Here is a 25,959-nt window from a genome sequence, read left to right as displayed (position 1 = left end):
TATGTTACTAACTTATATGTTAGTGACCTAGACCTTGTGGGACGGGGGTGTGGGCGTGGTGGATTTCGTGGGTCGTCGGCAGGAGCTGGCGACGTTGGAGCGGGAACTGGAGAAGGTCGCGGCAGGGGTCGGCGGGGAGCGGCCCGGTCGGTGCGTGATGCTGCGTGGGCGGCGCCGGGTGGGTAAGTCGCGACTGGTCGAGCGGTTCGCGGAGCGCTCCGGAGCCCCGTTCTTGTTCTACGCGGCGACCGGGGCGTCACCGAGGCACGATCTGGCGCGGCTGGCGCGGGACGCACAAGCGTCGACGCTGCCGCTGGCGGGGCTGGTGACCGCCGCGCGGCCGGAGAACTGGGATGCCGCCTTCGATGTGCTGGCTGCCGCGCTCCCCGCGGACCGGGTGAGCGTGCTGATCATCGATGAGGTGCCGTACCTCATGGACGGCGACGGCGCGTTCGAGGGGATGCTGCAACGAGCCTGGGACCGGGTGCTGGAGGCGAAGCCGGTGCTGTTGATCCTCATCGGGTCCGATCTGTCAATGATGGAGGCTCTGAACAGCTACGGACGCCCCTTCCACCAGCGCGGCCGGGAGATGGTGCTGGGGCCGCTGAACCCCGCCGAGGTGGGAAGGATGCTCGGGTTGGACCCGGCGGAAGCCTTCGACGCCGCTCTGGTCACCGGCGGGCTGCCGCTGATCTGCGCGGAGTGGCCGAGAGGGGAAGGGTTGTGGGACTTCCTCGCCGAGGCGCTGAGTGATCCGGTCTCGGCCCTGCTGGTGTCGGCCGAGCGCTCGCTGGCCGCCGAATTCCCCCCGCAGGCCCAGGCGCGTACGGTGCTGGCGGCCATCGGCAGTGGTGAGCGGACCTTCACCAACATCGCCAGGGCAGCCGGCGGGATCGGGGCCACGCCGCTTCAGCGAGCGCTGGAACTGCTCACGGAGAAGCGGATCGTCGCTGCGGAGCTGCCCGTTTCGCTGCGTCCGTCGAAGGATCGCCGCTACCGGGTGGCCGACCCCTACCTGCGGTTCTGGCTGCATCTGCTCGGTCCGTCCCTGGACGAGATCGAGCGGGGACGGGGCGATCTGGCCTTGGCGCGGATCCGGGACAGCTGGACCAGCTGGCGCGGCCGGGCGATCGAGCCACTCGTCCGGGAGGCGCTCGCCCGGATGCTGCCCGACGGCCGGCTCCCCGCCGCGCCCGCGGTCGGCGGCTACTGGACCCGCACCAACGACGTCGAGATCGACCTCGTCGGAGCGGACCGCGCTCCCCTGGCCAAGGAGCTGCTTTTCGTCGGCTCCGTCAAGTGGCTCGAGCACTCACCCTTCGACCGGCACGATCTGGCCGCTCTCCATCGGCACCGGGCGGCCCTCACGGACGAGCCCCTGCCGGTCGTGGCGGTCGCGCGAAGCGGGGTCGACTGCCAGGGGCTCGATGCTGCCTACGGCCCCGGCGATCTGCTGGCCGCTTGGCCACTGTGAGCGGCGGCGGGCAGGAAGGGGTGGTCGTCATTCGGCCCGCGGCGGGGTGACGGCCCGTGCCGGGGTGAGCTTGTCGAGGTCCAGGGTGATACCGAAGGGGACGGGGCGCTTCAGCATCCAGGGCGGACGCTTCAGCATCCAGTCGGGCAATGCGGTCATGCGTCCGCAGCGATTCGGTGGGGGCGGGACACGAGAGCGCCGGCGGCCCGCACCGTCCCCGACCGCCCGCCTCGATCCGGACGACACGTCGGTGGGCGTGGGGGTGGAGAGGGGGGCGTGCGGGTGGAGAGGAACGACGGCCTGGTGAGCCGTGCACGGCGTGAACGTACGTCCGTCCGTGTGACCTTGTTCACCATGCGCATGACATTGGACTGGCGGAGGAGACGCGCCTCGGGTGCTTCCACCCGGTCAGGACACCTTGCCGGGGCCGGTGTGGGGCAGCCGGGTCCCGGGCGGTGAGCGGTGCGGCCGGTGGCCGAAGTCGCCTGGTGGCGGACGGTATGCCGGTCGTTTCCGCCTACGTCCCCACGTATCCTCGGCTCGGGACGGCGGGCCGCGGATCGGGAGGTGTCAGGCAGGTGGAGTTCCGGCTGCTCGGATCCGTCGCCGTGATCACGGAGAACGGCGACCTCGCCCCCGGTCCCGTCAAGCGTTCCAGCCTGCTGGCGATGCTGCTGCTGCGGCCCAACACCGCGGTCAGTGTCGACCAGCTGACCGCCGCGCTGTGGGAGGACGAGCCGCCCACCCACTTCAAGACCGTTCTGCAGGGGCACGTCTCGCGGCTGCGCGCCCTGCTCGCCGCGCACGGCGCCCGGGACTACGGGGTCGAACTGACCACCCAGGGCACCGCGTACGAGCTGCAGATGCCGGAGTCGTTGGTCGACGCCCACCGGTTCGAGGAACTCGTCGCCCTCTCCCGGGCGCAGCGCCTGCCCGCCGACACCGTGCGGATGCTGCGCGAGGCCCTGGCCTGCTGGCAGGGCCCCGCGCTCACCGGAACGGTGCGCAGCGGGCCGCTGGAGGCGGCGGCAAGCGGCCTGGAGGACCTGCGGCTGGCCTCCGTGGAGGCCCTGGCCGAGGCGTACGGGCAGCTCGGCGAGCACGGCCGGGCCGCCGCCGTCCTGCGTACCGAGGCCGTCGCCCACCCACTGCGGGAGTCCCTGGCCGCCGCGCTGATGCTGGCGCTCGGCCGCTCCGGGCGGCAGTCCGACGCGATCAACTGGTACCACCGCACCCGGCGGCTGCTCGCCGACGAGCTGGGTGTGGACCCCGGTGACGCGCTCACCGAGGCGTACGCCACCCTGCTGCGGTCTCCTGAACCCGCCCGACCGGTCACCACCCCACCGGTCCCTGCCCCACCGGCGCCCGCGCCCCAGGCCCCTGTTCCGGCTTCGGCGCCCGCACCGGCGCAGGCGCCCGCTCCGGCGCCGGCTCCTGTCCCGGCGGCCACAGCGCCGTCCCCGGCCACCTCACCTGGCCCGAACACCGCCACCGCCCCAGCTACCGCCATGGCCACGGCCCCGGCCCGTGCGGCCTCCGCCTCCGCGGCACCGCCGAGCCCGGCCGGCCTGCCTGCCCCCGGGGGCACGCCTGCCGTGCCGGCGACCCCTGCCATGCCGGCCGCCTCTGCCAGTTGGGCCGCCCCGGCCACGGCGGTCCCGTCAGACGCCCCGGTCTCAGCGGACACACCGCTCCCGTCCGTCGTACCCCCGGCGCCCGCCACGCCCGCCGTACCCACCGCCCACTCCGCGCCGCCCGGAACGCACACCCTGCGGCCCGCCCCCGCCGGACAGCCGCCCACGCTGTCCGCCCACGCCGCCCCCGGCGCCCACGCCGATCAGCCTCCCGCGCGGCCCGTCCCCGGTGCCCCCACCCCCGCGCCCCCCGGCCCCGCCGCGCTCCTCGACTCCGCCACCCCCACCTCCCCCGCAGCGCCCCCGCCTCCCACTGCGCCCACCGCGCCCACCGCCCTCACCGCTCCCGCCGCCCCCACCCCGCCCCCGTCCTGCGACCCCACCGCCCCGGCTGCCGTCCGCCACGGCCCGCCGCATGCCGAGTCCGCCGTCCCGGTCCCGGAGCTGCTGCCCCGCGCCCCGCGCGGTTTCACCGGCCGGGATGCCGAACTGGCCGCCCTCGACCGCGCCGCCGGTGTCACGGACGCGCCCGTCTGCCTGATCACCGGGCCCGCCGGGGTCGGCAAGACCGCGTTCGCCCTGCACTGGGCCCACCAGCGGCGCGCCGGCTTCCCCGACGGCCGGCTCTTCGCGGACCTGCGCGGCTTCAGCGACACCCCGGCGCCCGACACCGGCTCGGTGCTGCGGGAGTTCCTGCTGGCGCTGGGCACCCCGGCGCCCCACGTGCCCGAGACCACCGCCGCCCGCGGCGCGCTGTTCCGCGCGCTCACCAGCGGACGCCGGCTGCTCGTCGTCCTCGACAACGCCCGCTCCTCCGAACAGGTCAGACCGCTGCTGCCCGGCGGTGACCACTGCGTCACGCTGGTCACCAGCCGGGACCGGCTCGGCGGGCTCATCGCCTCCGACGCGGCCCGGCCGCTGCCGCTCGCCCACCTCCCGGCGGCCGACGCCGAGGCACTGCTCGTCAGCGTCCTCGGCGAGGACCGCGTCGCCGCCGAACCGGAGGCCGCCGCCCGGCTGGCCGGGCTCTGCGACGGGCTGCCGCTCGCCCTGCGCGTCACCGCCGCCCGCCTCGCCGAGCGTCCCCGGTGGACCCTCGGCGCGATGGCCCACGAACTCGCCGACGAGCAGGGTCGCCTGGCCCTGCTGAACGTCGAGGACACCGGCGTCGCCGCGGCCCTCCACCTCACCGTGCAGCAACTGCCCGAACCGGCCGCCCGGATGTTCCGCGCCATCGGCCTGCACACCGGTTCCGACCTGGACCGGTTCACGGCGAGCGCCCTCGCCGGAACCACCCCCGCCCAGGCCTCCGCCGACCTCGACCGGCTCGCCGCGGCCCACCTGCTCACCGAGTCCGTCCCGGGCCGCTGGACACCGCACGACCTGGTCCGCCTCTACGCCCGCCACCTCGCCCCGCAGGCCGACCCCGAGGGGCTGCGCCGCCTCCTCGACCACTACCTCTACACCGGGCTCGCCGCGGACGCCGCCGCCGAACCCGGCTCGCAGCCCTGCTACGCGCTGCCCGCCGACGCCCGGCGCCCGGCCGCCACCCGCGAGTTCGACGACCGGGCCGCCGCGCTCGCCTGGTACGCGGCGGAGCGCCCCGCGCTGGAGGGGGCCGTCGCCGCCGCCGCTGCCCTGGGCCTGCACGACCGGGCCTGGCGGCTCGCCCTCGTCCAGTGGCCGCTGATGCTGTGGCGGATCACGGACGGCTGGACGCCCCTGCTGGAAGCCGGGCTCGCCTCCGCCGAGCGCGCGGAGGACCTCGACGCGCAGGCGCGGACCCGGGCACTGCTCGGCTGGATCCTGCACGAGGAGGGGCGGGACGCCGAAGCCCTCGTCCACCTGGAACAGGCACCCGCGCTGGCCGCCCGCGCGGGCGACACGATCAGCGAGGCCATCGCCTGCGTCAACCTCGCCGCCGTCCTGGACGCCACCGGGGACGTCACGCGCCCCGGGGAGCTGATGGTCCGCGCCGTCGCGCTCGCCGACCGCACCGGCCATCCCTCAACCCAGGTGCTGACGCTCCAGCACCTGGCGCAGCACTGCCTGCGGACCGGCGCGTACGAGGCGGCCCTCACGCACACGCTGCGCGCCACCTCCCTCGTCTCGCCGCACGCCGCCGTCGGCCGGGCCCAGCTGCGGATCCTGTGCGGCGAGGCGCTGGCCGGTCTGGGCCGGACCGACGAGGCCGCCGAGGAGTTCCGGCAGGCCGCGGCGGCGTCGGAGGCGGCCGGTTTCACCCCCGGGGCCGAACGGGCCGCGCACCTGCTGTCCGGGCTGGCAGCGAAGCGTTAGCGGGACGTAAGCGGGACGGCAGCGCGGGATCCGAAGCTGTACATGGCACCGAGCACGGGACACCGGGCACGGGACGCCGGACGCCGACGCCCGACGCGGAGGCGCCCGGAGTACGGGATTCCGGCCGCCCGGAACCACGACCGCGCCACCGCGTCAACGACCGCGGGGGCGTGCGGGGTCAGGGGGCACCGGGTACCGGCCACGACCGCCACACCACCGGCTTCACCGCCATCACCGCCTTTATCACACCACGGGGGAGAACCACCATGCGCAACCACCGCAAGCACACCGTCCTGGCCGTCGCCGCCGTCGCCGCCCTCTCGCTGGGCCTGACCGCCTGCGGCGGCGACGGGTCCGGCACCAAGGACGAGGGGGGCGCCTCGACGTCGCAGACGGCCACGGACACCGCGAAGTCCGCCACCGCCACGACCGGCGCCACCGTCGCCGCCGACTCCGCGGGGTCCTCCGCCGCCTCGGCCTCCGGCGGGTCCGGCACCGCGAAGTCCGGGACCAACGCCCAGCCCGCCGCCAAGAACAAGGCCGGCTCCGGCTCCGCCTCCGGCAAGTCCGGCGCCAACGCTCCCGTCTGCACCTTCCAGGACGTGAAGGTCAAGGCGGCGAAGGCCGACGAGACGCCCACCGAGCACGTCGTGCTGACGGCCACCAACACCTCCGGCCACTCCTGCCGCCTGCTGAAGTACCCGCTGCTCGCCTTCGGCCCCGTCCAGACCGCCAAGGACATCCCGGCCGTCGCGAAGAGCAACCCGGGGGTGCCCGTCGTCCTGGCGTCCGGCGCGTCGGCGTACGCCAACGTCCGGATCGCGAACGGCGGTGCGCACGAGGACAACAAGGTCGTCAAGGAGTTCAACGTGAACCTCTTCGCCGCCGACGGACCCGCCGAGGGCAGCATCGTCGTCCACGCGCCGGCCGGCGGCCTCGCGGTCGACGAGGCGGTCGCGAAGACCGGCTACTGGACCGAGGAACTGCGCAACGGCGCCGACGAGTTCTGACCGGCACCGCCCGGAGCCACCCGGCGCGCCCGAGGGTCGCCCGGCGCGGACCAGCCCCGCCCGGCGCGCCCGAGGGGCGCTCGGCGTGGCCCGGAGCCGCCCGGCACGGGCACAGGGCGGCCCCCCGTACGGGCACAGGGCCGCCCGGCACGGGCACAGGGCCCGGTGCGACCTGCCTGGCCGGGCGGGTCCCACCGGGCCCTCCCGTTCTCGGGCCCTCCCGTTCTCGGGGGCTCCAGTGCTCCACGTCTCACACGTTCCCGGTGTTCTCACGCGCTGCCCGTCGCCAGCCGGCAGGCCTGGGCGCAGGCGCGGACCAGGGGATGGTCCGCGTCCTCGCGGCGCCAGGCGAAGGCGTAGCGGCTGGGTTCGATGCCGAGCACCGGACGGGTGGTCACCCCGCCCAGGGTGACGAGCGGGGCGTTGCCGGCCGCGACCAGGCAGACGCCGAGCCCCGCGACCAGCGCCTCGTACGTCTCCTCGGCGCTCGCCACCTCCGCGCCGATCCGCGGCGGGCGCCCGCCGCGGGCGTCCAGGGCGAGCCAGTGGTCCCGCAGCGCACCGGCGGCCCGCGGCAGCGCCAGGAACGGCAGCGGGACCAGATCGGCGAAGTCGATCTGCGCACGGGCGGCCAGCGGATGCGTCTCGGGCAGCGCGACCAGGCGAGGCTCCTCGGCGACCACCGTCCACCCGTACCGCTCGGGGTCGGGCAGCGGCAGCCAGACGAAGGCGGCGTCGGTCTCCTTGTCCGCCAGACCCGCCGTCGGATCGTCCCAGCTCACCTGCCGCAACCGCAGGGACGCCTCGGGCCGCGCGGCCGTGAACCGGGAGCGGATCGCCGGCAGCAGCCCGCCGCGTCCCGGGCTGGTGCTCATGCCCACCACCAGCGTGCCGCGCCGCGCCGAGCGCGCCGACTCCACGGCGGCGGCACCCCGCTCCCAGTCCTCCAGCACCCGCAGGGCGTGCGGCAGCAGCGCCTCCCCGGCGTCGGTGAGCGCCACGCCCTGCGGGCCGCGCTCGAAGAGTTCGGTGCCCAACTGCCCCTCCAGTGCCCGGATCTGCTTGCTCAGCGCGGGCTGCGACACGTACAGCCGTTCCGCGGCACGGGTGAAGTGCAGTTCCTCGGCCGCCGTCGCGAAGTAGCGCAGGTCTCTCAGGTGCACGTCCGTCGTCATAACCATCGGCTATCACGACGGATCTTGGACGCGCCACCGCTTCCGGGCCGAACCTGGTGACAAGAGCACGAGCATGAACGCGAGCACGAACGTGAGCACGAGCGCGAGCGCGATGACGAACCCAGGAGGGGTCATGAACAAGGTGTGGCTGGTGACCGGGGCGAGCAGCGGTTTCGGACGGGCGATCACCGAGGCCGCCGTCGCGGCCGGTGACATCGTGGTGGGCGCGGCACGGCGCCCCGAGGCCCTGGCCGACCTCGTCGCCGCGCACGCCGACCAGGTGGAGGCGCTGGCGCTGGACGTCGCCGACACCGTCGCCGCCGAGGCCGCCGTACGGGACGTGCTGGCCCGGCACGGGCGCATCGACGTCCTGGTCAACAACGCGGGCCGCACCCATGTCGGCGCCTTCGAGGAGACCACCGAGCAGGAGCTGCGCGAACTGTTCGACGTGCACGTCTTCGGTCCGGCCGCGCTCACCCGCGCCGTGCTGCCGCACATGCGCGAGCGGCGTTCGGGCGCGATCGTGCAGATGAGCAGCATGGGCGGGCAGATGTCCTTCGCGGGGTTCGCGGCGTACAGCGGGACGAAGTTCGCCCTGGAGGGCATGTCGGAGGCGCTGGCGGACGAGGTGGCCGAGTACGGCGTCAAGGTGCTGGTCGTCGAGCCGGGAGCCTTCCGCACGTCGCTGTTCGGCACCGGCAGGGCCGGGGTCAGCGCGGACAGCGGCCTGTACGCCAAGGTGAGCGAGACCCGCGGTTCCGTGGCCGGCGGTGACGGCAGCCAGCCCGGCGACCCCGCGAAGGCGGCGGCGCTGATCCTCGCCGCCCTGGAGGCGGACGACACCCCCCTGCGCCTGCCGCTGGGCGACGACGCGGTCACCGCCGTCCTCGGCCACCTCGACCAGGTCCGCGGCGACGTCACCGCCTGGGAGAAGCGCACGCGCGCCACCGCCTTCGACGACTGAGCCCCGACGGCCGCCCGGCCCGCTCGCGCGTCAAGGCCCTGTGCGGGCGCCAAGGCCCCGCACGGCGGCACGGCCCTCCGAGGGCGCTACGGCCGCGCCAGTCCCGACTTCAGTCCCGCCCCGCACAGCGGCACCACCGCCGACCTTCCGCCGAGCGCGCCCTCCCGCACCGCCGCCCAGCAGGCCACGCCCGTCGCCTCGACGTACAGGCCCCGGGAGGCGAGGTCCAGCTGGGCGTGGCGGATCTGGTCCTCCGTCACCGTCAGGAAGGTGCCGCCCGAGCCCCGCACCGCGCGCAGGATCTGCCGGGCGCGGGGCGGACGCGGGATGGCGATGCCCTCGGCGTAGGTCGGGGCGAGGGTGGTGGTGCCGGTGAGTTCCTCCGCGCCCCGCGCCCAGGCGTCGGCCAGCGGGGCCACCGCCGCCGCCTGCACCGCCCACAACGCCGGACGCCGGTCCAGCAGCCCGGCCCCGTACAGCTCGGCGATCGCCAGCGCCGCGCCGAGCAGCAGCGTGCCGTTGCCCACCGGCAGCACGAGCACGTCGGGCAGCCGGCCGCCCAGGTCCTCCCACAGTTCGTGGACGTAGGTCTTGGTGCCGTGCAGGAAGTACGGGTTGTACACGTGCGACGCGTAGAACGTCTCCGGCTCGTCCGCCGCCCGCTGCGCCGCCGTGCCCGCCGCCGCCCGGTCGCCGTCGACGATCTCCAGCCGGGCACCGTGCGCCTCGATCTGCTCCAGCTTCTTCGCGGAGGTGCCCAGCGGGACGTACACCGTGCAGGGCAGCCGGGCCCGGGCGCAGTACGCGGCGATCGCCGTGCCCGCGTTGCCGCTGCTGTCCGCGACCACCCGGCGCGGGCCGGTGCGCTGCGCGAGCTGGGCCAGCAGCACCGCGCCCCGGTCCTTGAACGACAGCGTCGGCATCAGGTAGTCCAGCTTCGCCGACACCTCGTCGGTCAGCGTCACCAGCGGGGTGCGGCCCTCGCCCAGGGACACCGAGGGCGGCGCGAGCGGCAGCGTCTCCGCGTACCGCCACAGCGAGTTCACCCGCCCGGTGAGGGATTTCAGGGGCGCCGGAGTGGGCGAGAAGTCGAGGTCCAGGGGGCCGTGGCAGGACGGGCAGCACCAGGCGAGCGAGTCACTGGGGACCCGGACGCCGTCGGTGGGGCAGTAGCGGTCCGGCAGACTTGTCATGGAGGCAGGTTAGGGGCGGACGGCGCCCCGCTCCGGGTACGGCGTCGGGTCGGTGACCCACCCGGCGGTGACGGCGAGGCCGCTCGACCGGTGCACGGCGAGGAAGCCGAAGGGCCGGTCGGACCACGCCCGTACGAGGACGGCTGTGTGCCGGGCCGACGGGGGCGCCGCGCCGGGCGCGGCCGTGTCGGCGGTCACCGCTGCGGCCCCGGAACCCGCTCCGGCGCGCCGGGCACCCGCCGACCCCCGGGCCGCCCGCCGACCCCCTGGCCGCTCGCCGGGCCGCCCGCCACGCCCGATCTCCGTCACCGCGCGGTCCGTCACCGCGCGGTCCGTCACGGCGCGCAAGGCTATGGGCCCGGCCAGGCAGGTGCCATGGCCTGCGCGGCGCGGTGGCGGGGACGCGGGGGTCGCGGGCGGGACCGGGCGGCAGGTGTGAGCACGCTCATAGCGGGGAGAAAGTGCCTGGGTAAAGCCCCCCGACCCCAGAAGTCATCACATCGAGTGATTCTCTGGCCTTCACTTGCCTGGCTCAACCTACGGTTGTCACGCTGTTGCTGTCTGTGCAACCTGATGGGAGTGGCCAGTGACTTTCGGTGAGCAGCCGGCGTATCTGCGGGTCGCGGGCGACCTCCGCAAGAAGATCGTCGACGGCCTGCTGCCCCCGCACACCAGGCTGCCCTCGCAGGCCAGGATCCGCGAGGAGTACGGCGTCTCGGACACGGTCGCCCTGGAGGCGCGCAAGGTGCTGATGGCCGAGGGCCTGGTCGAGGGCCGCTCGGGCTCGGGGACGTACGTGCGCGAGCGGCCCGTGCCGCGCCGGGTCGCCCGCTCCGGCTTCCGCCCGGCCGGCGGGGCGACGCCGTTCCGGCAGGAGCAGGCCGACGCCGAGGCGCGCGGCAGCTGGGAGTCGCGGAGCGCGCAGGCCGCGGCGAGCGTCGCGATCGCCGACCGGCTCGGCATCAAGCCCGGCGACCGCGTGATGTGCACGAAGTACGTCTTCCGGGAAGCGGGTGAGGCGATGATGCTGTCCACCTCCTGGGAGCCGCTCGCGCTGACCGGCCGCACCCCCGTGATGCTCCCCGAGGAGGGGCCGCTGGGCGGCATGGGTGTGGTCGAGCGGATGCGCGCCATCGACATCATCGTGGACAACGTCACGGAGGAGGTGGGTGCCCGCCCCGGCCTCGCCGAGGAACTGATCACGCTCGGTGGTGTGCCCGGCCACGTCGTCGTGGTCGTCCAGCGCACGTTCTACGCCTCCGGCCGGGCCGTCGAGACGGCGGACGTGGTCATCCCGGCCGACCGCTACCGCGTGGCGTACCACCTGCCCGTGAAGTAGCCGCCCGGGCGCGGTCCGGGTGCCGTCCGGGGGGCCGGGGTCACCCGGCGTCGAGCTGGTGGTCCGCCCAGACGTAGGTCTCGGGCAGCAGAGCGGCGACGGGGACGCTGCGCAGGTGCTCGCCCTCGCCGACGATGACCTCCAGGGCGGGGAAGTAGTCGAGGAGCACCTGGCGGCACCGGCCGCACGGGGGGACGACACCCCGGTCGCGGTCGCCCACGGCCACGATCGTCTCCAGCCGGTAGGCGCCCTGGGCGGCCGCCGCGCCGATGACGACCAGTTCGGCGCACGGCCCTCCCGTGAAGTGGTAGGCGTTCACCGCGGTGATGATCCGGCCGTCGTCGGCGCGGGCCGCGGCGGCCATGGTGTGCTCGTCACCGCGGCAGCGGGTGCGCGCGACGTGCGCCGCGGCCCGGACGAGTTCGTGGTCGACGTGCCCGGCCCCGGTCTGCGTGGTCATCTCTTCCGTCCTCGTCATGGGTTTTCTTCGCTCTGCGCCCGATCCGTCGTCGAATGCCGCGTCAGACGCTTCGCCAGGTACGGACGGTACGGCCTGTGCGGACGGTACCGGCCGTGCGGAAGGTGCCGCCGGTAGGGACCGTACGGAAGGTGTGGGTCCCGGAACCCGGCAGCTCCGGAGATCGGCAGCCCCGGAGTCCGCTGGCTCCGGAGTCCGGCAGTCCCGAAGTCCGGCAGTCCCGGAGTCCGGCAGCCCCGGGCTCCGGAGCCGCCGGCGTCCCGGAGCGCCCCTGCGTGGGGGTGGTGCGCGCCCCCACCCGCAAACCCGCGGGTCGGCCTTCCTTCCCGCTCCCTGCCCTCGGCGCTGGATTCAGGCCGTTCTCGCAGGTCGCCCGTGCTCGCGTCGGCCGACGGCGCCATGCCCGCGACCGCGCGCCCCTCATGTCCGCGAGCGGCGCGTTTGTCGTCGTGCGCCCCCTGTGGATTGGCCGGTTGTATGCCTCTTTGTGAAAAGCCGTATTCGCTGAGTGAAGGTTGGGCGTAGGCTCGGGCATATGCGAAGTGCGGTTTCCCGGCAGGGGACCGGAAGCCGGACGTGACCGGGAGCGCGGGGGCGCGCAGGGGCGGGAAGGAGCAGTGGGGTGGGATGAACGACAGCACGATCACTCTTCCCTGGCTCGTCGTCCGGCAGGACGACAACGGCAACCGCTACCGCGTGGGCAGGTACGCCACCCGCGCCGAGGCGCAGAAGATCGCCGACAGCCTCGACCGGCGCGGCCACAAACAGCTCTACTGGGTGGAGTGCGTCGGCCAGCCCGGCGGCGGCCCGGCGGCCGGCGGCAGCGACGCCTGACCCGCCGGGACACCGCGCCCGGCGACCGGGAGCACGAAGCCCGGCAGCGCCGGCGCCTGAGTCCCGGCCCCTGGCACAGGGCCGCCGGCCGGCCCCCCGGCGCGGCTCCCGTAGGCTCCGGGCCATGACCGAACGGATCGTGGTGGTCGGTGCCGCCCTGCTCGACGGCGGCCGTCTGCTCGCCGCGCGCCGCAGCGCGCCCCCCGAGCTGGCCGGGCGCTGGGAACTGCCCGGCGGGAAGGTCGAGCCCGGTGAGCTGCCGGAGGCGGCCCTCGTGCGCGAGCTGCGCGAGGAACTGGGCGTGGACGCCGAGACCGTCGCGCCGGTTCCGGGCGCCTGGCCGCTGAGGCCTCCGTACGAACTGCGGGTGTGGACGGCCCGTCTGCGTCCCGGCTCCGCCGCCCCCGAACCCCTCGAGGACCACGACGAACTCCGCTGGCTGGCCCCGGCCGAGATCTGGACCGTCCCGTGGCTGGACCAGGACGTGCCCGCCGTACGCGCCGCTCTCACCCACCTGGAAGCCGCCCCGCGGACCTGACCACCGCCGCCTCACCGGGACCGGCACGTGTAGGCCTTCCGCCGGGCAGCCGCCCGGGTACCGTCGGCGGAAGGGCGGTACTGGGCGCCGCATATCGGGTATGGGCCCCTTAACCGCATGAAACCGGACATGAGGGGCTCGCTGACCCGGGAAGTGATCGGCGTGATCGACACCGAAGGCGACTGCGCGGAGTGGACGTTCTCCGCGGAGCCCGGCGCGGTGCGCACCGCCCGCTCCGCGGTCCGCGGCCAGTTGCGCAGCTGGGAGCTGGACAGCGTCGGTGACACCGCGGTCCTGCTGGTGAGCGAGCTGGTCACCAATTCGCTGCGGCACGCCCACGGCCCGATCGGCCTGCGCCTGGTGCGCCCGGCGGGGCTGCCGCGCGTGCTGCTGGTGGAGGTCTCCGACCCGCTGCCCGACCCGCCCCGCGAACGCCCCGCCCGGCCCGACGACGAGAGCGGGCGCGGCCTGCAACTGGTCGCCGCCTCCTCGCGCCGCTGGGGCACCCGGCCGGACGAGAGCGGCAAGACGGTCTGGTTCGAACTGGCCGTACCGGCCCGCGGCCGCGGAGCGCGGGCCCCTGGCGGTTCCGCCGGTTCCCCGTCCGACAGTTCACCCCCCGCCGGCTCTCCCTCCGGCGCTTCCCCGTGCGACGGCTCCCCGGGCGGGAGGAGCCGGCCCGGTCGCGTCCGCCCGTGACGAAGGGTGACGAGAAGGGCGGGGGAGGCCGTCCGCCGCGCTCGCCGGGGACACTCGTTCACGGCGGTTGTCCGCAGTGGGGTTCGACGGGGTGTCGCCTGGTTAGAAGACAGGTTGTGTTGTCACAGGACGAACCGGGCCGGACCAGAGAGCATCGGGATGGTCCTGTGATCGTGAACACCGTGTTGCGCGGCGCCGTAGTGCTGGATACTGCGGGCAGCCGCCCCCGGTGACCGGTACCGGACGCGGTGAGCTGGAGGGGACGGTTCGCGTGAGCGAGATACCAGCGAAGGCCACGGAGTCCGAGGACCCGTCGGACGGCGCGAGGACGGGGTCCGCGGGTGGCGGGGCCGCCGGGGGACCTGCTGGGGTCGAGGGGGCGCCTCCCGTGGACGCGATGTGGCAGAGCAGTCCGCCCGGCTCCATCTACGACTACATCAAGGTCGCCTCCTTCTCCATCGGACCCGACGGGCACGTCGACCAGTGGAGCGTGCGGGCCGAGCAGTTGTTCGGCATTCCCGCCGAGCGCGCCGTCGGCATGGACCCCATCGAGGCGTTCATCGACTCCGACCTGCGCGAGCAGGGCCAGCGCAAGATGGCCGAGATCCTCGACGGACGGGAGTGGACCGGCGTCGTCCCGTTCCGCCTGGTGCCCCCGCAGGACGACGGCGGACGGCCGCGCGCGGGAGGCGGCGGCACGGACCCCGACGGTCCGCGCGGCACGGCCGGACGGGGCCGCGCGGGCGGCATCACCCGCGGTCTCGCCGAGGTGTACGTCATGCCCACCCGCACCGCCGAGGGCGACAAGGCCGCCGTCTGCATCGTCGTCGACGTCCGCACCCTGCGCAGCATCGAGACCGATCTCGCCGCCTCGCAGGCGATTTTCGGCCAGTCCCCGTTCGGGTTCCTGCTGCTCGATCCCGACCTGCGCATCCGCCGCGCCAACCAGCGCTTCGCCTCCATCTTCGGCGGCACCCCCGACGACCACCGCGGCAAGGGCCTGTACGACTATCTGCCCCGCGCCGAGGCGGACCGGGTCTCGGCCACCCTGCGCCGGGTCCTGGAGAACGGCGAGTCCATCACGGACATGCACGTCACCGGGTTCGTCCCGGGCTCCGACGAACGCCGCCACTGGTCCATCAACCTCTACCGCGTGCACAGCGGCAGCGGTCGCCCCATCGGCATCGCCTGGCTCGGCACCGACATCACCGCCCGCCGGGCCGCCGCCCGCGAAGCCGCCGCCGCACGGCGCAACCTCGCCCTCCTCAACGAGGCCGGCGCCCGCATCGGCAACTCGCTCGACCTGGAGACCACCGCCCGCGAACTCCTCGACGTCGTCGTCCCCGGCTTCTGCGACCTGGCCACCGTCGACCTCTACCAGGGCCTGCTCGCCGGTGACGAGACCCCGCCCGGCCTCGCCGACGGCAGCGCCGAACTGCGCCGGGTGGCGTTCGCCAGCGCGGTCTCCGGTGCCCCCCTGTCGGCCACCGGAGCCCCCGTCGAACTGGGCGCCGTCCACCACTACCCCTTCAACTCCCGCTGCGCGGACGCCCTGCGCACCGCCCGCCCGCAGCTCGTGCCCGGCGAGGACGGCGGCCTGGTGCACTCCACGCTGGCCGTGCCGATGGTCGCCCACGACACCGTGGTGGGTCTGGCGCAGTTCTCACGGACCAAGGGCAGCGAGCCGTTCGGCGACCGCGACCGCGATCTCGCCGTCGAACTCGCCGCGCGTGCCGCCGTCTGCATCGACAACGCCCGCCTCTACCGGCGCGAGCACGAACGCGCGCTGATACTCCAGCGCTCCCTGCTGCCGCCGGGCGACCCGGAGGCCTCCGGCCTGGACATCGCCTGCCGCTACCTGCCCGGCAACGCGGCCACCGGCCGGCCCAGCGAGGTCGGCGGCGACTGGTTCGACGTCATCGAACTCCCCGGCCACCGCACCGCGCTGGTCGTCGGCGACGTGATGGGCCGCGGACTGCGCGCGGCCGTCGCCATGGGCGAACTGCGCACCGCCGTACGCACGCTGGCCCTGCTCGACCTGGAACCGGCGGAAGTCCTCTCCCAGCTCGACGAGATCGCCCGCGGCCTCGGCGCGCCCGGAGGCGTCCAGCAGGCCACCCGCGCCGCCCGCAGGCCGCGGGAGGCGGACCTGTCGGAGGTCTACCTCGCCACCTGTGTCTACGCCGTCTACGACTCCGTCACCCGCCGCTGCACGTTCGCCAACGCGGGCCACCTGCCGCCCGTCCTGGTCGAGCCGGGCGAACAGGCGCTGATGCTGGACGTCCCGCCCGGCCTGCCGCTCGGTGTGGGCGGCGAGCCGTTCGAGGAGGTGACGGTCGAACTCCCCGAGGGGGCCCTGCTGGCGCTGTACACCGACGGTCTGGTCGAGTCCCGCGACCATCCGCTGGACGAGGGGCTCCAGGCCTTCGTCGGCGCGCTCACCGACCCGAACCTCCCCCTGGAGGACGTCTGCGACCACGTCCTCAACACCCTCGGCAGCCACCACGGCGAGGACGACATCGCCCTGCTCATGGCCCGCGTGCAGGGCCTGCCCGCCGAGTCCGTCGGCGACTGGACGCTGCCGCGCGAGCCGCGCAGCGTCGGCCGCGCCCGCGAGTACGCCCGCAGCCAGCTCCTCGCCTGGGACCTGGAACCGCTGGTCGACACCACCGAACTCCTGGTCAGCGAGCTGGTCACCAACGCGCTCAGGTACGGGGAGGGCGAGATCAGGCTCCGCCTGCTGCTGGACCGCACCCTGGTCTGCGAGGTCTGGGACGCCGGCCTGGTCCAGCCCCGCCGCCGCCGCGCCCGCGACACCGACGAGGGCGGCCGGGGCCTCCAGCTGGTCGGCCTCCTCAGCGCCGCCTGGGGCTCCCGCCGCACCCCCCGCGGCAAGACGGTCTGGTTCGAACTCCCGCTGCCCGACGGCGACAACCCGCTCACAGACCCGGCGGAGGCGCTGCTGAGCCTGTTCTGACGTCGAGTGCCTCGACCGCGAACAGGGCGGAACGAGGCCACTCACGCCCCCGAGCCGCGCGGTCCGAGGATCGATGACGCGGCGGATCCGCGGGCGTGCGGAGGGCGGCGTTCAGCAGGAAGCCGATCGCCTGGGGAGAACCGCTTTTGCGGCCCGTGACGGCGGTGGTCAGGAAGTACCTTCGTCGCCCATGAGTTCTTCCAGGGAAACGTCCCCGAGGGATTCCTCGTCCAGCGCCGGCGTCCGGTGCAGGACGGCCTCCGCGTTCGCGATCATTCGGGCGATCTCGATCGGCGGGTGCTGGAATTCTTCCATCACCACGTCGTACGGCTCGACACGGTACGTTTTCCCGTCCAGCCCCGTCGCCTTCACGACATACCGATAGCCGGCCGGTGAGGCCGGGTCCTCGGCCTTCTCCCAGACCGCACCGTCCCGGCGCACGAGGAGATCACCGAGGTAGGACGTCAGATCGGTGTGGAGGGTGATCCAGTCCGACTGCTCGAACTCGTTCAGCGGCAGCCGGTCCACGTAGTTCTGCAGCGCGGGCAGGAGCGTCAACGGGTCCTCTGCGTACCGCTCCGGAGAAACACCGAGGGCGGACGCCAGGCCTGCAGCGTTGCGGTGGGCGCCTTCCGTCCACTCCCGCACCTCGGCAGCAGGTCCGTCCGGTGTCCTGTTCTGCATCCTGCACAGCCTCCCACTCGCCTCTCAGGGCGAGTCTACTTGTACTTGAGGGGAAGATCGTGACTAGCTCTTCTTCGGCGCCGGACCGTATTCGAGGAAGATGATTTTCGCCTTGACGAGGTATTCCCGCAGTGCGGCGGAGGGCCCGGCGTGCGTGAAGGACCAGCGAGGATCGAAGTTGGGATCCAACCGTCTCAACGCCACATCTTTGTGGATCTGCTCTTTGATGTGCTTGCTGAGCGGAACCTCGTTCTTGACCGTCTGCTTCATCCCGTCCTGCAAGGTGATGGTCCGGTACTGTCCGTACGTCTTCACCTCCACGGCGACCGTACGTCCGTCGGGCAGGTCAACAGGGACGTCGACCTTGCGGCCGCCGGTGGCGGTGACCGGGTAACGGGGGTCGCTGTTCGTCGGCACGGGATAGTGACGCTCGGCGCCCCCACCCCACAACTGGCGGTGGAACTCCTCGCCCCGCTGCCAACGAGTGGCCGCGTCACGGCTGTTGCGGACGTCTCTGAGGGTGAGCGGGCCGTCGGCGGGCAGCAGCGCAGGCCTTGAGTAGTCGGGCTCGTGTCCTGCATACGGATCGTCGCCGCCCTGGCCGTGCCCTGTGTCCGTATGGTCGTCCAGGCTGTCGTCGAAGACATCGCCCGGGTCGTCAGCCGGGTCGGCTCCGGAGAGGTCGTCCGTGCCCCCCGGGCCTTCCGGATGCCCCGTGCCGTCACCCGAGCCGGTGTGCTCATGGTGGGTATCCGGCAGGTCTCGGCCTGTAGGGGACCCACCACCGGCGCCGAGGGTCTCCGCTCGGGCAGTCGTCCCGGGACCGTCGGTCCGACCGGGCAGGTGAGTTCCCGGAGCGCTGCCAGGCCCGTGGCCGCCCGGGGCCGACGAGGCACCCGAGTGGCCCCCGCTCGTGGTGGGCGTGGGGTCGTGGCCGGTGCGGAGGGGGTTGTCCAGTTCGTTCGTGGGCAGGTGGTCGCCCGCGTGGCCGCCGGGGGTGTGCTGCGGGGTGTGGCCGCTGGGGGTGTGTTCGCCCCCGGCGTGGATGGTGGGGGTGTGTTCGCCGCCGGTGTGGAGGGTGGGCGGGGTGTGGGTGTCGTCGCCGATGCGGCCCGCGTTGCCGAGGTCGGTGTCGAGGCTGCTGCCCAGGTGGAGGTGTTCCCCGGCGTGGGCTGCGGTGTCGGTGGCGGTGTGGGTGGCTGCGCCGGCCAGGACGGGTTCTCTGGACGGGGTGGGGGTGTGGGGGAGGTCCGTGCCCGCGCCGGTGCCGGCGGGCGGGGGGTTGAGTTCGTCGGCGTGGATGAGGATGTTGCCGTTGCCGTCGACGATGTGGCCGTCCGGGTGGCCGTAGACCTGTCCGGTGCCGTCGGGGGTGTGCAGGGGGTGCGCGCCGTCGTGGACGACGGGGACGTCGTCGGGGAGTTCGAAGCTGCCGCTGGGCAGTCTGGTCGCTCCCTGGGGGACGGGGGCGCCGTCGGGGAGGCGGAAGGAGCCGTCGGGGAGTTTCACCGTGCCCTTGGGCAGGGTGATCGCGTTCTGGGGGAGTTCGGGGATGTCGATCTTGCCCATGCCCTTCAGGGCCTTGGAGATGTCCCCGATCTTCGACAACCCCGCGCCGGCACCCTTGGCGACATACGTCATCGGATCGATGACCCTGCCCGCCTTGCCCGCCACCGACAACGCCTTCGCGACCGCACCCGCCTTCCCCGCACCCGACGCCGCACCACCCGCACCACCGGTGAACACCGTCGTCAGCACATTGAACGTCACCGCACCCGCCGCACGCGCCGGGTTCTTCCCCCACTCGTCCCACGCCACCAGCGCCTTGCCCGTCTCCTTCATCGCGGTACGCGAATCACGGAACCAGGACGGCAGCTTGTCGTCCGGCAACGCCCAGAACAGCGTCCCCACCCCCGGCAGCGACGAGATCACCAGACCGGTCGCCAACTGCGCCAGACCCTTCCACGCCTGGCCCATCGCCTCCCAGCCGCCGAAACCCACCAGCGTGCCCAGACCCTTGACCGTCCCCCACACACCATCGACGATCAACCCGTCCCACACGAACGACTTGATCCAGTGCCCCACCTCATACCAGTGGTGCTTCTCCTCCACCGGGTCACCCCAGGGAAGCTTCGCGTTCTTCAGATCCTCCGCGTCGAACCCGTACTGGTCCTTGCGGTCCGACCCGTCCCCCGCAACCATCTGCGTCCCGTGGAACAACGCGGTGATCTTGTTGTGACACGTACGCTCCGCCGCCCAGAACGCCGCCACCGCCCGCGTGACCTCGTCCCGGATCCGGTTGTGATGCGCGACCTTCCCCCCGTCGTACTCCCAGTCGTCATCACCCTTCACCGAGGCGACGAACGCGGTGGCCTCCTCCTTCAGATCAGCCAGCTTCTTCACCAGCGGACGAATCTCCGCCGCATACCCCGACAGAGCACCCGACACCGACTCCAGACCCGTGGCGAAGGAATCCGCACGGTCCTTCACCGGCTTCGTCGACGCGAACAACTGCTCCGCCTCCGGAGCCCGGTAATACGCCGACAACCCCTGAAACCGGGAATGAACCTCCCCACCCGCATCCCGGACACTGCCCGCGTCCGCCTTCAGATCCCCATACGCCTTCTCCAGCAGCCCCAGATCACCCGTGAACTGCGGAATCTCCCCCGGCTCGATCACGCTGCACTGCCCCCCGTCCGCAGACCCCTCCCGCAGGGTCGGCTCGCGTCAAGATCTCATCATCATACAAATGGGGTAACGGGGTGTCAGGAGTGCGACGCGACCCGGCGCGTCCTCGTGCCGGGGCCGCCGAAGTGCGGGGGCGGGGCCGTGGGGGAGGGGGCGAGGAGAAGGCCGCCCAGGACGGCGGCGGCCGTGCCGGGGGTGTCGGCGTCCGCCTCCGTGTACGGGTTTCCGTGCGTGCGGACGTCCTGCTCCGCACGGTTCCGGGCCTCGCGGGCGAGGGCGTCGGCGCGCAGATGGCCGGCGGGGCCGTCCGAGACCAGGAGGTGTTCCGCCCCGGCCAGCAGGGTGCGGGCCCCGGCGCCCACCGCACCCCGGTGCGTCGTGACGAAGTCGGCCGCCGCCGCGGTCGCGCTGCGGGCGGTGAGCAGGGCCGCGGCGGAGAGCACTCCCGTGCGCCCCGCGTCCAGGGGAGCCATGGCCGTGACGACCCGGCGCAGCACGTCCAGCGGATCGTAGCGCCGGCCCGAGGCCAACTCCTGCCGTACGGAGGCCAGGACGGCGTCCGCGTGCAGGACGCGGGAGCGGATCTCACCCACCGGCACGCGCGTGAGCCGGCCCTGGGTCCCCGCCCGCTCCGCCTCCGCCCCGCTCAGCGCGGCCGGCACCATCGACGCGGCCTCGTCCAGCTCCGCCGCGAGGCGTTCGATGCCGTCGAGGAAGACGGCCGCCTGCGCCACCGCGCCCTCGGCCGCCCGCAGATGGGACGCGGCGGGGCCGGTCTCGCCCCGATCCGCCTGCTGGCGCGCCTGGTTGAGGTGGACCGTCGCGAACATCAGGCGGTCCTTGGCCTGTTCCGTGCACCCCGTCACCTGGTCCGACGCCGAGGGGGCGTAGCGCCGTACGAGATCGGCCACGACGGCCTCCGCCGCCGGCGTCCGGGCCGCCAGCGCCCGGAAACGGGTCTCCGCCACCTCCACCGCCCGGCCGACCCCCCGGTCCAGTCCGCGCACGTCGTCGAAGGCGTCCGCCACCGCGTCCAGCAGCCGTCCGGCCTCCTCGCAGCGGCCGATCACTCCGGCGAGCACCTGCCGGCGGGCGGACGGGTCCGCCGGGTCGCCCGCGTCGTAGCGCAGGCGCAGTCCGAAAGCCACCGCCAGTTCCCGCTCCGCCTCACGGACCGCCCCGGCGAAGGGCGCCACGTCCGCGCCGCCGCCGCAGCCCGCCTCGGCGAAGCCCAGTTCCTCCCGGCTGGTGCGTAGGCAGTCGTCGGCCAGGACCAGCGACTGCCGGGCCCGTGCGTCGAGTTCGAGTTCGCCCAGTCCGTCGCGTTCGTCGAGGTCAGCGAGCCGGCTGCCGGAGAGGGTGCCCGCAGGCGGCGGCTCCGCGCCCGCGCCCCCGCCGCCCGGTGTCGTCCGTGTCCTCGCGCGCCGGGTGCGCCGCACGTACCCGTACCCCGCGCCCACCGCCGCCGCGCCCACCGCGACGAGCGGCAGGACGAGGTCGGCGCCCGACGTCTCGTCCTGCGGGGGTGCGACGGAACCGGCGGCGACCGGGCCGGCGCGGGGGAGCGCTCCCGCTGCAACCGCCGTACCGCTGTTGATCGTCATCACCGGAAGCGCCAGCCAGGCGATCCCCGCCGTGCCCCCCAGCGCGGCCCGCGCCGCCCGCACGCACCAGTGCGGACGGGCGCGGCGCGGCCGGACCGCGCGGGGCAGGGAGGACGTCACGTCTCGGAGCGTACGACCGCCGGTGCGGGCCCGCGACCGGGACTGCGGCACTGGTGGGGCGGATGCGACGCGACGACAGTGAGGGGCCGGGACAGCGGCATGGAGAACAGCGGAAGCGAAGACGGCAGAAGCGAAGAGGGCAGAAGCGAAGAGGGCAGAAGCGAAGAGGGCAGAGGCGGCGAGGAGGCCGGGAGCGGCAAGAAGCTCCAGGCCGAGGAGACCCAGGCCGAGGGGACCCGGGCCGAGGAGACCCGGGCCAACGAGGCCGAGAAGGCCACCGAGGCCACCGAGACCGGCGAGGCCGAGAAGGCAACCGAGGCCACCGAGACCGGCGAGGTCACGGGCGCTGCGGCCGAGCGGAGCCGGCGGCCCGGCGCCGCCGAGGACGCCCGGGACACCGGCGCGGACCGGGCGCCCACGCCTCGTCCCGGCCGCCTCCCCGAAGCCAGAGCCCGCCGCGTGTCCGGCGCCCGCCGCCTCCTCCGCCCCCGTCGCCTGATCCCCCTCCTCGTCCTCCTGCTGGTCCTCCCGCTCCTCGCCGCCGAGACCGCCCTGCGGGTCAACTACACCGGCGAACCGGCCGACGGCACGCGGACCAGGGGCCAGGACGCGATCTGGCTCGGGCACGCCTGGGTGGACGGGCGGAAGAAGGACGCCGATGTCGCGGCGCTCGCCGCGCGGCTGCGCGGGACGGGGATCCGGGACCTGTACGTGCACGCGGGTCCGCTGGAGCACGACGGCACCCTGCCGGCGTCGGCGTACCGCGACGCCGGATGGCTGGTGGCGGCCGTGCACCGGGCACTGCCCGGGGTGCGGGTGCAGGCCTGGCTGGGGGACGTGCTGGCCACCGAGAGCCCGGACGGGCTGCGCCTGGAGCGGGCCCGGACACGCGCCGCCGTGGTCGCCTCTGCCCGCGCGGTCCTGGCCGCCGGGTTCGAGGGCGCCCACTTCGACCTGGAGCCGCTGCACTCCGGTGACCGGAACTACCTCGGCCTCCTCGACGACCTGCGCGCCGTCACCCGCGCGCACGGCGCCGTCCTGTCGGTCGCCGCACACCAGATCGACCCGCTCCCCGCCTTCCACTCCCTGTGGGGCACCCTGACCGACCACCCCAAGTGGTGGTCGCAGGCGTACTTCGGGGAGGTCGCGCGCCGGGTCGACCAGATCGCCGTGATGTCGTACGACACCATGCAGCCGTCGCAGAGCCTGTACGGCGGTTACGTCGCCCAGCAGACGTCCCTCGCCCTGGAGGTCACCCCGCCCACCACCGACCTGCTGATGGGCCTGCCCTTCTACCACGAGAACCGGTTCGGCCACTGGGCGCACGCCGAGACGGTGCCCGCCGCCGTCCGGGGCGTCCGCCTCGGCCTGTCCCGTACGGACCCGGACCGCGTGCGCTTCGGCGTCGCGCTGTACGTCGACTTCGCCGCGACGGAGGCGGACTGGAGCGCGTACCGGAACGACTGGGTGTGACGTGTGACCCGCGGCCGTCACCGCCGCCCGGACGCCACCGTCACGGCGAGCGCCGCCTGATCTTCGAGCCCAGCCAGACCAGCGGGTCGTACTTGCGGTCCGCCGCGCGTTCCTTCAGGGGGATCAGGGCGTTGTCGGTGATGCGGATGCCCTCCGGGCACACCTCCGTGCAGCACTTGGTGATGTTGCAGTAGCCGAGGCCGTGATCGTCCTGGGCCGTGCGCTTGCGGTCCAGGCCCGCCTGGTCCGCCGCGTCCAGGGGGTGCATGTCCAGCTCGGCGATCCGCATCAGGAAGCGCGGCCCGGCGTACACCGGCTTGTTGTCCTCGTGGTCGCGTACGACGTGGCACACGTCCTGGCACAGGAAGCACTCGATGCACTTGCGGAACTCCTGCGACCGGTCCACGTCCTCCTGCATCATGCGGTACTCGCCGGGCCCCAGACCGGCCGGCGGGACGAAGGCGGGGACCTCGCGGGCCTTGGCGTAGTTGAAGCCGACGTCCGTGACCAGGTCGCGGATGACCGGGAAGGCGCGCAGCGGTGTGACGGTGACCGTCTCGTCCCGGGTGAAGACCGACATGCGGGTCATGCACATCAGGCGCGGCCGTCCGTTGATCTCCGCCGAGCACGAACCGCACTTGCCGGCCTTGCAGTTCCAGCGCACGGCGAGGTCGGGTGCCTGGGTGGCCTGGATGCGGTGGATGATGTCGAGCACCACCTCGCCGTCGTTGACCTCGACCGTGAAGTCCTTCAGGCCGCCCCCGCTCACGTCACCCCGCCACACCCTGAAGCGGGCCTCGTAGCCGCTCATTCCGACAGCTCCTCTTCGGTGAGGTACTTGACCAGCTCTTCCTTCTCGAACAGGGCGAGCAGGTCGGGGCGGACGGGGGCGGTGGTCTCGCGGGTCAGCGTGATCCGGCCGCGCACCGGGTCGGTGGCCGCCAGGCCGCCGGTGGGGTCGCTGAGCCGGCACAGCAGGTTGATCCGCCGCCAGGCGCGGTCCATCGACGGGTGGTCCTCGCGGGTGTGTCCGCCGCGCGACTCGGTGCGCTCCAGCGCCGCCCGGGCCACGCACTCGCTGACCAGCAGCATGTTCCGCAGGTCCAGGGCCAGGTGCCAGCCCGGATTGAACTGCCGGTGGCCCTCGACCCCGGCCCGGCGGGCGCGGACGCGCAGCTCGGCCAGCTTGTGCAGCGCCTGCTCCATCTCGGCCTCCCGGCGGATGATGCCGACCAGGTCGTTCATGGTCTGCTGGAGTTCCTGGTGGAGGGTGTACGGGTTCTCCGGCGGTCCGTCCGCCGCGTTCCCCGCCTCCGCCGAGAACGGGCGCAGCGCCTCCGCCGCCGCCGCGTCCACCTGGGTGCCGGACACGGGCGGGCGGTCGTGCGCCAGGCCCTGGGCGTACTCGGCGGCGTGCCGGCCGGCCCGGCGGCCGAAGACCAGCAGGTCGGAGAGGGAGTTGCCGCCGAGCCGGTTGGAGCCGTGCATGCCGCCGGCCACCTCGCCGGCCGCGAACAGGCCCGGCACCCCGCGGGCGGCCGCCGTGTCGGAGTCGACCGCGACGCCGCCCATCACGTAGTGGCAGGTCGGCCCGACCTCCATCGCCTCGGCGGTGATGTCCACGTCGGCGAGTTCCTTGAACTGGTGGTACATCGAGGGCAGCCGGCGGCGGACGACCTCGGCCGGCATGCGGGTGGAGACGTCCAGGAACACCCCGCCGTGCGCGGAGCCGCGGCCCTCCTTCACCTCGGAGTTGATCGCGCGGGCCACCTCGTCGCGGGGCAGCAGCTCGGGCGGGCGGCGGTTGTGGTCGGGGTCGTCGTACCAGCGGTCGGCCTCGTCCTCGGTCTCGGCGTACTTCTCCTTGAAGACGTCGGGGACGTAGTCGAACATGAACCGCTTGCCCTCGGAGTTGCGCAGCACCCCGCCGTCGCCGCGCACCGACTCGGTGACGAGGATGCCCTTCACCGACGGCGGCCAGATCATCCCGGTGGGGTGGAACTGCACGAACTCCATGTTGAGCAGCGGCGCCCCGGCCAGCAGCGCGAGCGCGTGCCCGTCGCCGGTGTACTCCCAGGAGTTCGAGGTGACCTTGAAGGACTTGCCGATGCCGCCGGTGGCGATCACCACCGCGGGCGCCTCCAGCACGAAGAAACGGCCGCTCTCGCGTTCGTAGGCGAAGACGCCGCCCACCCGCCCGCCGTCCTTCAGCACGCGGGTGACCGTGCACTCCTGGAAGACCTTCAGCCGCGCCTCGTAGTCCCCGGTCTCCCGGTGGTCCTCCTGCTGGAGGGAGACGATCTTCTGCTGGAGGGTGCGGATCAGTTCGAGGCCGGTGCGGTCGCCGACGTGCGCGAGGCGGGGGTACTCGTGACCGCCGAAGTTGCGCTGCGAGATCTTCCCGTCCTTCGTACGGTCGAACAGCGCGCCCCAGGTCTCCAGCTCCCACACCCGCTCGGGTGCCTCCCGGGCGTGCAGCTCGGCCATCCGCCACTGGTTGAGGAACTTCCCGCCGCGCAGCGTGTCGCGGAAGTGGACCTGCCAGTTGTCGTGGGGGTTCGCGTTGCCCATGGCCGCCGCGATGCCGCCCTCGGCCATCACCGTGTGCGCCTTGCCGAACAGCGACTTGCAGATCACCGCCGTGCGCGCCCCGCGCTCGCGGGCCTCGATGGCGGCGCGCAGTCCGGCGCCGCCCGCGCCCACCACGACGACGTCCCACTCCTGCCGGTCGACCACGGACATCAGTCCTCACTCGTAGATCACTGGACGAACTGGTG

The 25,959-nt window shown here is 73.8% G+C and carries 19 protein-coding genes and 1 pseudogene; 10 read left to right on the top strand and 10 right to left on the bottom strand.

Annotation, left to right across the window (positions count from 1 at the left end):
- Positions 1-55 precede the first annotated feature (55 nt).
- Positions 56-1,474 carry an ATP-binding protein gene (locus AC6I72_RS11390; protein WP_498000675.1) on the top strand — a complete coding sequence of 473 codons (1,419 nt, stop codon included), beginning with the start codon at positions 56-58 and terminating at the stop codon, positions 1,472-1,474.
- 27 nt (positions 1,475-1,501) lie between these two features.
- Here the strand turns inward: AC6I72_RS11390 and AC6I72_RS11385 are convergent, their stop codons facing one another.
- A complete protein-coding gene (locus AC6I72_RS11385) occupies positions 1,502-1,633 on the bottom strand; it encodes a hypothetical protein (protein WP_498000674.1) in 132 nt (43 codons plus the stop codon).
- 419 nt (positions 1,634-2,052) lie between these two features.
- On the opposite strand from AC6I72_RS11385, the gene AC6I72_RS11380 reads away from it, so the two are divergent.
- The gene (locus AC6I72_RS11380; protein ID WP_498000673.1) at positions 2,053-5,406 is read left to right on the top strand and encodes an AfsR/SARP family transcriptional regulator; all 3,354 of its coding nucleotides are present in this window, start codon (positions 2,053-2,055) and stop codon (positions 5,404-5,406) included.
- A gap of 266 nt (positions 5,407-5,672) precedes the next feature.
- Positions 5,673-6,416, top strand: a complete 744-nt coding sequence (locus AC6I72_RS11375; protein ID WP_498000672.1) for a DUF4232 domain-containing protein — start codon at positions 5,673-5,675, stop codon at positions 6,414-6,416.
- A 269-nt stretch (positions 6,417-6,685) separates the two neighbouring features.
- Here AC6I72_RS11375 and AC6I72_RS11370 read toward each other — a convergent pair whose 3' ends face one another.
- A complete protein-coding gene (locus AC6I72_RS11370) occupies positions 6,686-7,597 on the bottom strand; it encodes a LysR family transcriptional regulator (protein ID WP_498000671.1) in 912 nt (303 codons plus the stop codon).
- A 127-nt stretch (positions 7,598-7,724) separates the two neighbouring features.
- Between AC6I72_RS11370 and AC6I72_RS11365 the strand changes: the two genes are divergently transcribed.
- Positions 7,725-8,555 (top strand): oxidoreductase, encoded by an 831-nt coding sequence (locus AC6I72_RS11365; RefSeq protein ID WP_498000670.1) that lies wholly within the window; start codon positions 7,725-7,727, stop codon positions 8,553-8,555.
- Between the two features lie 86 nt (positions 8,556-8,641).
- Here the strand turns inward: AC6I72_RS11365 and AC6I72_RS11360 are convergent, their stop codons facing one another.
- Together AC6I72_RS11360 and AC6I72_RS11355 are read right to left on the bottom strand one after the other, a co-directional pair.
- Entirely contained in the window at positions 8,642-9,748 is a 1,107-nt protein-coding gene (locus AC6I72_RS11360) for a pyridoxal-phosphate dependent enzyme (RefSeq protein ID WP_498000669.1), read from the bottom strand.
- A 9-nt stretch (positions 9,749-9,757) separates the two neighbouring features.
- On the bottom strand, positions 9,758-9,946 hold the full coding sequence (locus tag AC6I72_RS11355) for a hypothetical protein (RefSeq protein WP_498000668.1): 189 nt from the start codon (positions 9,944-9,946) through the stop codon (positions 9,758-9,760).
- A 388-nt stretch (positions 9,947-10,334) separates the two neighbouring features.
- Between AC6I72_RS11355 and AC6I72_RS11350 the strand changes: the two genes are divergently transcribed.
- Positions 10,335-11,087 carry a GntR family transcriptional regulator gene (locus AC6I72_RS11350; protein ID WP_037864665.1) on the top strand — a complete coding sequence of 251 codons (753 nt, stop codon included), beginning with the start codon at positions 10,335-10,337 and terminating at the stop codon, positions 11,085-11,087.
- A 40-nt stretch (positions 11,088-11,127) separates the two neighbouring features.
- Here AC6I72_RS11350 and AC6I72_RS11345 read toward each other — a convergent pair whose 3' ends face one another.
- A complete protein-coding gene (locus tag AC6I72_RS11345) occupies positions 11,128-11,547 on the bottom strand; it encodes a cytidine deaminase family protein (protein ID WP_498000667.1) in 420 nt (139 codons plus the stop codon).
- A gap of 645 nt (positions 11,548-12,192) precedes the next feature.
- Here AC6I72_RS11345 and AC6I72_RS11340 point away from each other — a divergent pair.
- The 4 genes and pseudogenes from AC6I72_RS11340 to AC6I72_RS11325 all read left to right on the top strand — a co-directional run bounded on the left by AC6I72_RS11340 (position 12,193) and on the right by AC6I72_RS11325 (position 16,613).
- The gene (locus AC6I72_RS11340; protein ID WP_498000666.1) at positions 12,193-12,399 is read left to right on the top strand and encodes an SPOR domain-containing protein; all 207 of its coding nucleotides are present in this window, start codon (positions 12,193-12,195) and stop codon (positions 12,397-12,399) included.
- Between the two features lie 124 nt (positions 12,400-12,523).
- Positions 12,524-12,937 (top strand): (deoxy)nucleoside triphosphate pyrophosphohydrolase, encoded by a 414-nt coding sequence (locus tag AC6I72_RS11335; protein ID WP_498000665.1) that lies wholly within the window; start codon positions 12,524-12,526, stop codon positions 12,935-12,937.
- Positions 12,938-13,054: 117 nt separating this feature from the next.
- A pseudogene (locus tag AC6I72_RS11330) lies at positions 13,055-13,492 on the top strand (ATP-binding protein); the annotation flags it as partial.
- Between the two features lie 415 nt (positions 13,493-13,907).
- Positions 13,908-16,613 carry a SpoIIE family protein phosphatase gene (locus tag AC6I72_RS11325; protein ID WP_498000664.1) on the top strand — a complete coding sequence of 902 codons (2,706 nt, stop codon included), beginning with the start codon at positions 13,908-13,910 and terminating at the stop codon, positions 16,611-16,613.
- Positions 16,614-16,781: 168 nt separating this feature from the next.
- On the opposite strand, the gene AC6I72_RS11320 is transcribed toward AC6I72_RS11325, so the two are convergent.
- The 3 genes from AC6I72_RS11320 to AC6I72_RS11310 all read right to left on the bottom strand — a co-directional run bounded on the left by AC6I72_RS11320 (position 16,782) and on the right by AC6I72_RS11310 (position 21,589).
- Entirely contained in the window at positions 16,782-17,297 is a 516-nt protein-coding gene (locus tag AC6I72_RS11320) for a hypothetical protein (protein ID WP_498000663.1), read from the bottom strand.
- A 63-nt stretch (positions 17,298-17,360) separates the two neighbouring features.
- Positions 17,361-19,976: an ICP22 family protein gene (locus AC6I72_RS11315; protein WP_498000662.1), complete on the bottom strand. Its 2,616-nt coding sequence runs from the start codon at positions 19,974-19,976 to the stop codon at positions 17,361-17,363.
- A gap of 86 nt (positions 19,977-20,062) precedes the next feature.
- Positions 20,063-21,589 carry a hypothetical protein gene (locus AC6I72_RS11310; protein ID WP_498004651.1) on the bottom strand — a complete coding sequence of 509 codons (1,527 nt, stop codon included), beginning with the start codon at positions 21,587-21,589 and terminating at the stop codon, positions 20,063-20,065.
- A 219-nt stretch (positions 21,590-21,808) separates the two neighbouring features.
- On the opposite strand from AC6I72_RS11310, the gene AC6I72_RS11305 reads away from it, so the two are divergent.
- Positions 21,809-23,182 carry a hypothetical protein gene (locus AC6I72_RS11305; RefSeq protein WP_498000661.1) on the top strand — a complete coding sequence of 458 codons (1,374 nt, stop codon included), beginning with the start codon at positions 21,809-21,811 and terminating at the stop codon, positions 23,180-23,182.
- A 40-nt stretch (positions 23,183-23,222) separates the two neighbouring features.
- Here AC6I72_RS11305 and AC6I72_RS11300 read toward each other — a convergent pair whose 3' ends face one another.
- Together AC6I72_RS11300 and AC6I72_RS11295 are read right to left on the bottom strand one after the other, a co-directional pair.
- Positions 23,223-23,993 (bottom strand): succinate dehydrogenase/fumarate reductase iron-sulfur subunit, encoded by a 771-nt coding sequence (locus AC6I72_RS11300; RefSeq protein ID WP_498000660.1) that lies wholly within the window; start codon positions 23,991-23,993, stop codon positions 23,223-23,225.
- Positions 23,990-25,924, bottom strand: a complete 1,935-nt coding sequence (locus tag AC6I72_RS11295) for a fumarate reductase/succinate dehydrogenase flavoprotein subunit (protein ID WP_498000659.1) — start codon at positions 25,922-25,924, stop codon at positions 23,990-23,992. The genes AC6I72_RS11300 and AC6I72_RS11295 overlap by 4 nt, the downstream gene beginning before the upstream one ends.
- Positions 25,925-25,959 lie beyond the last annotated feature (35 nt).

It is taken from the genome of Streptomyces sp. Xyl84, assembly GCF_059731885.1.
Note: the sequence above shows the minus strand (reverse complement) of the source record. Positions and strands in the feature narration are given on the sequence as shown.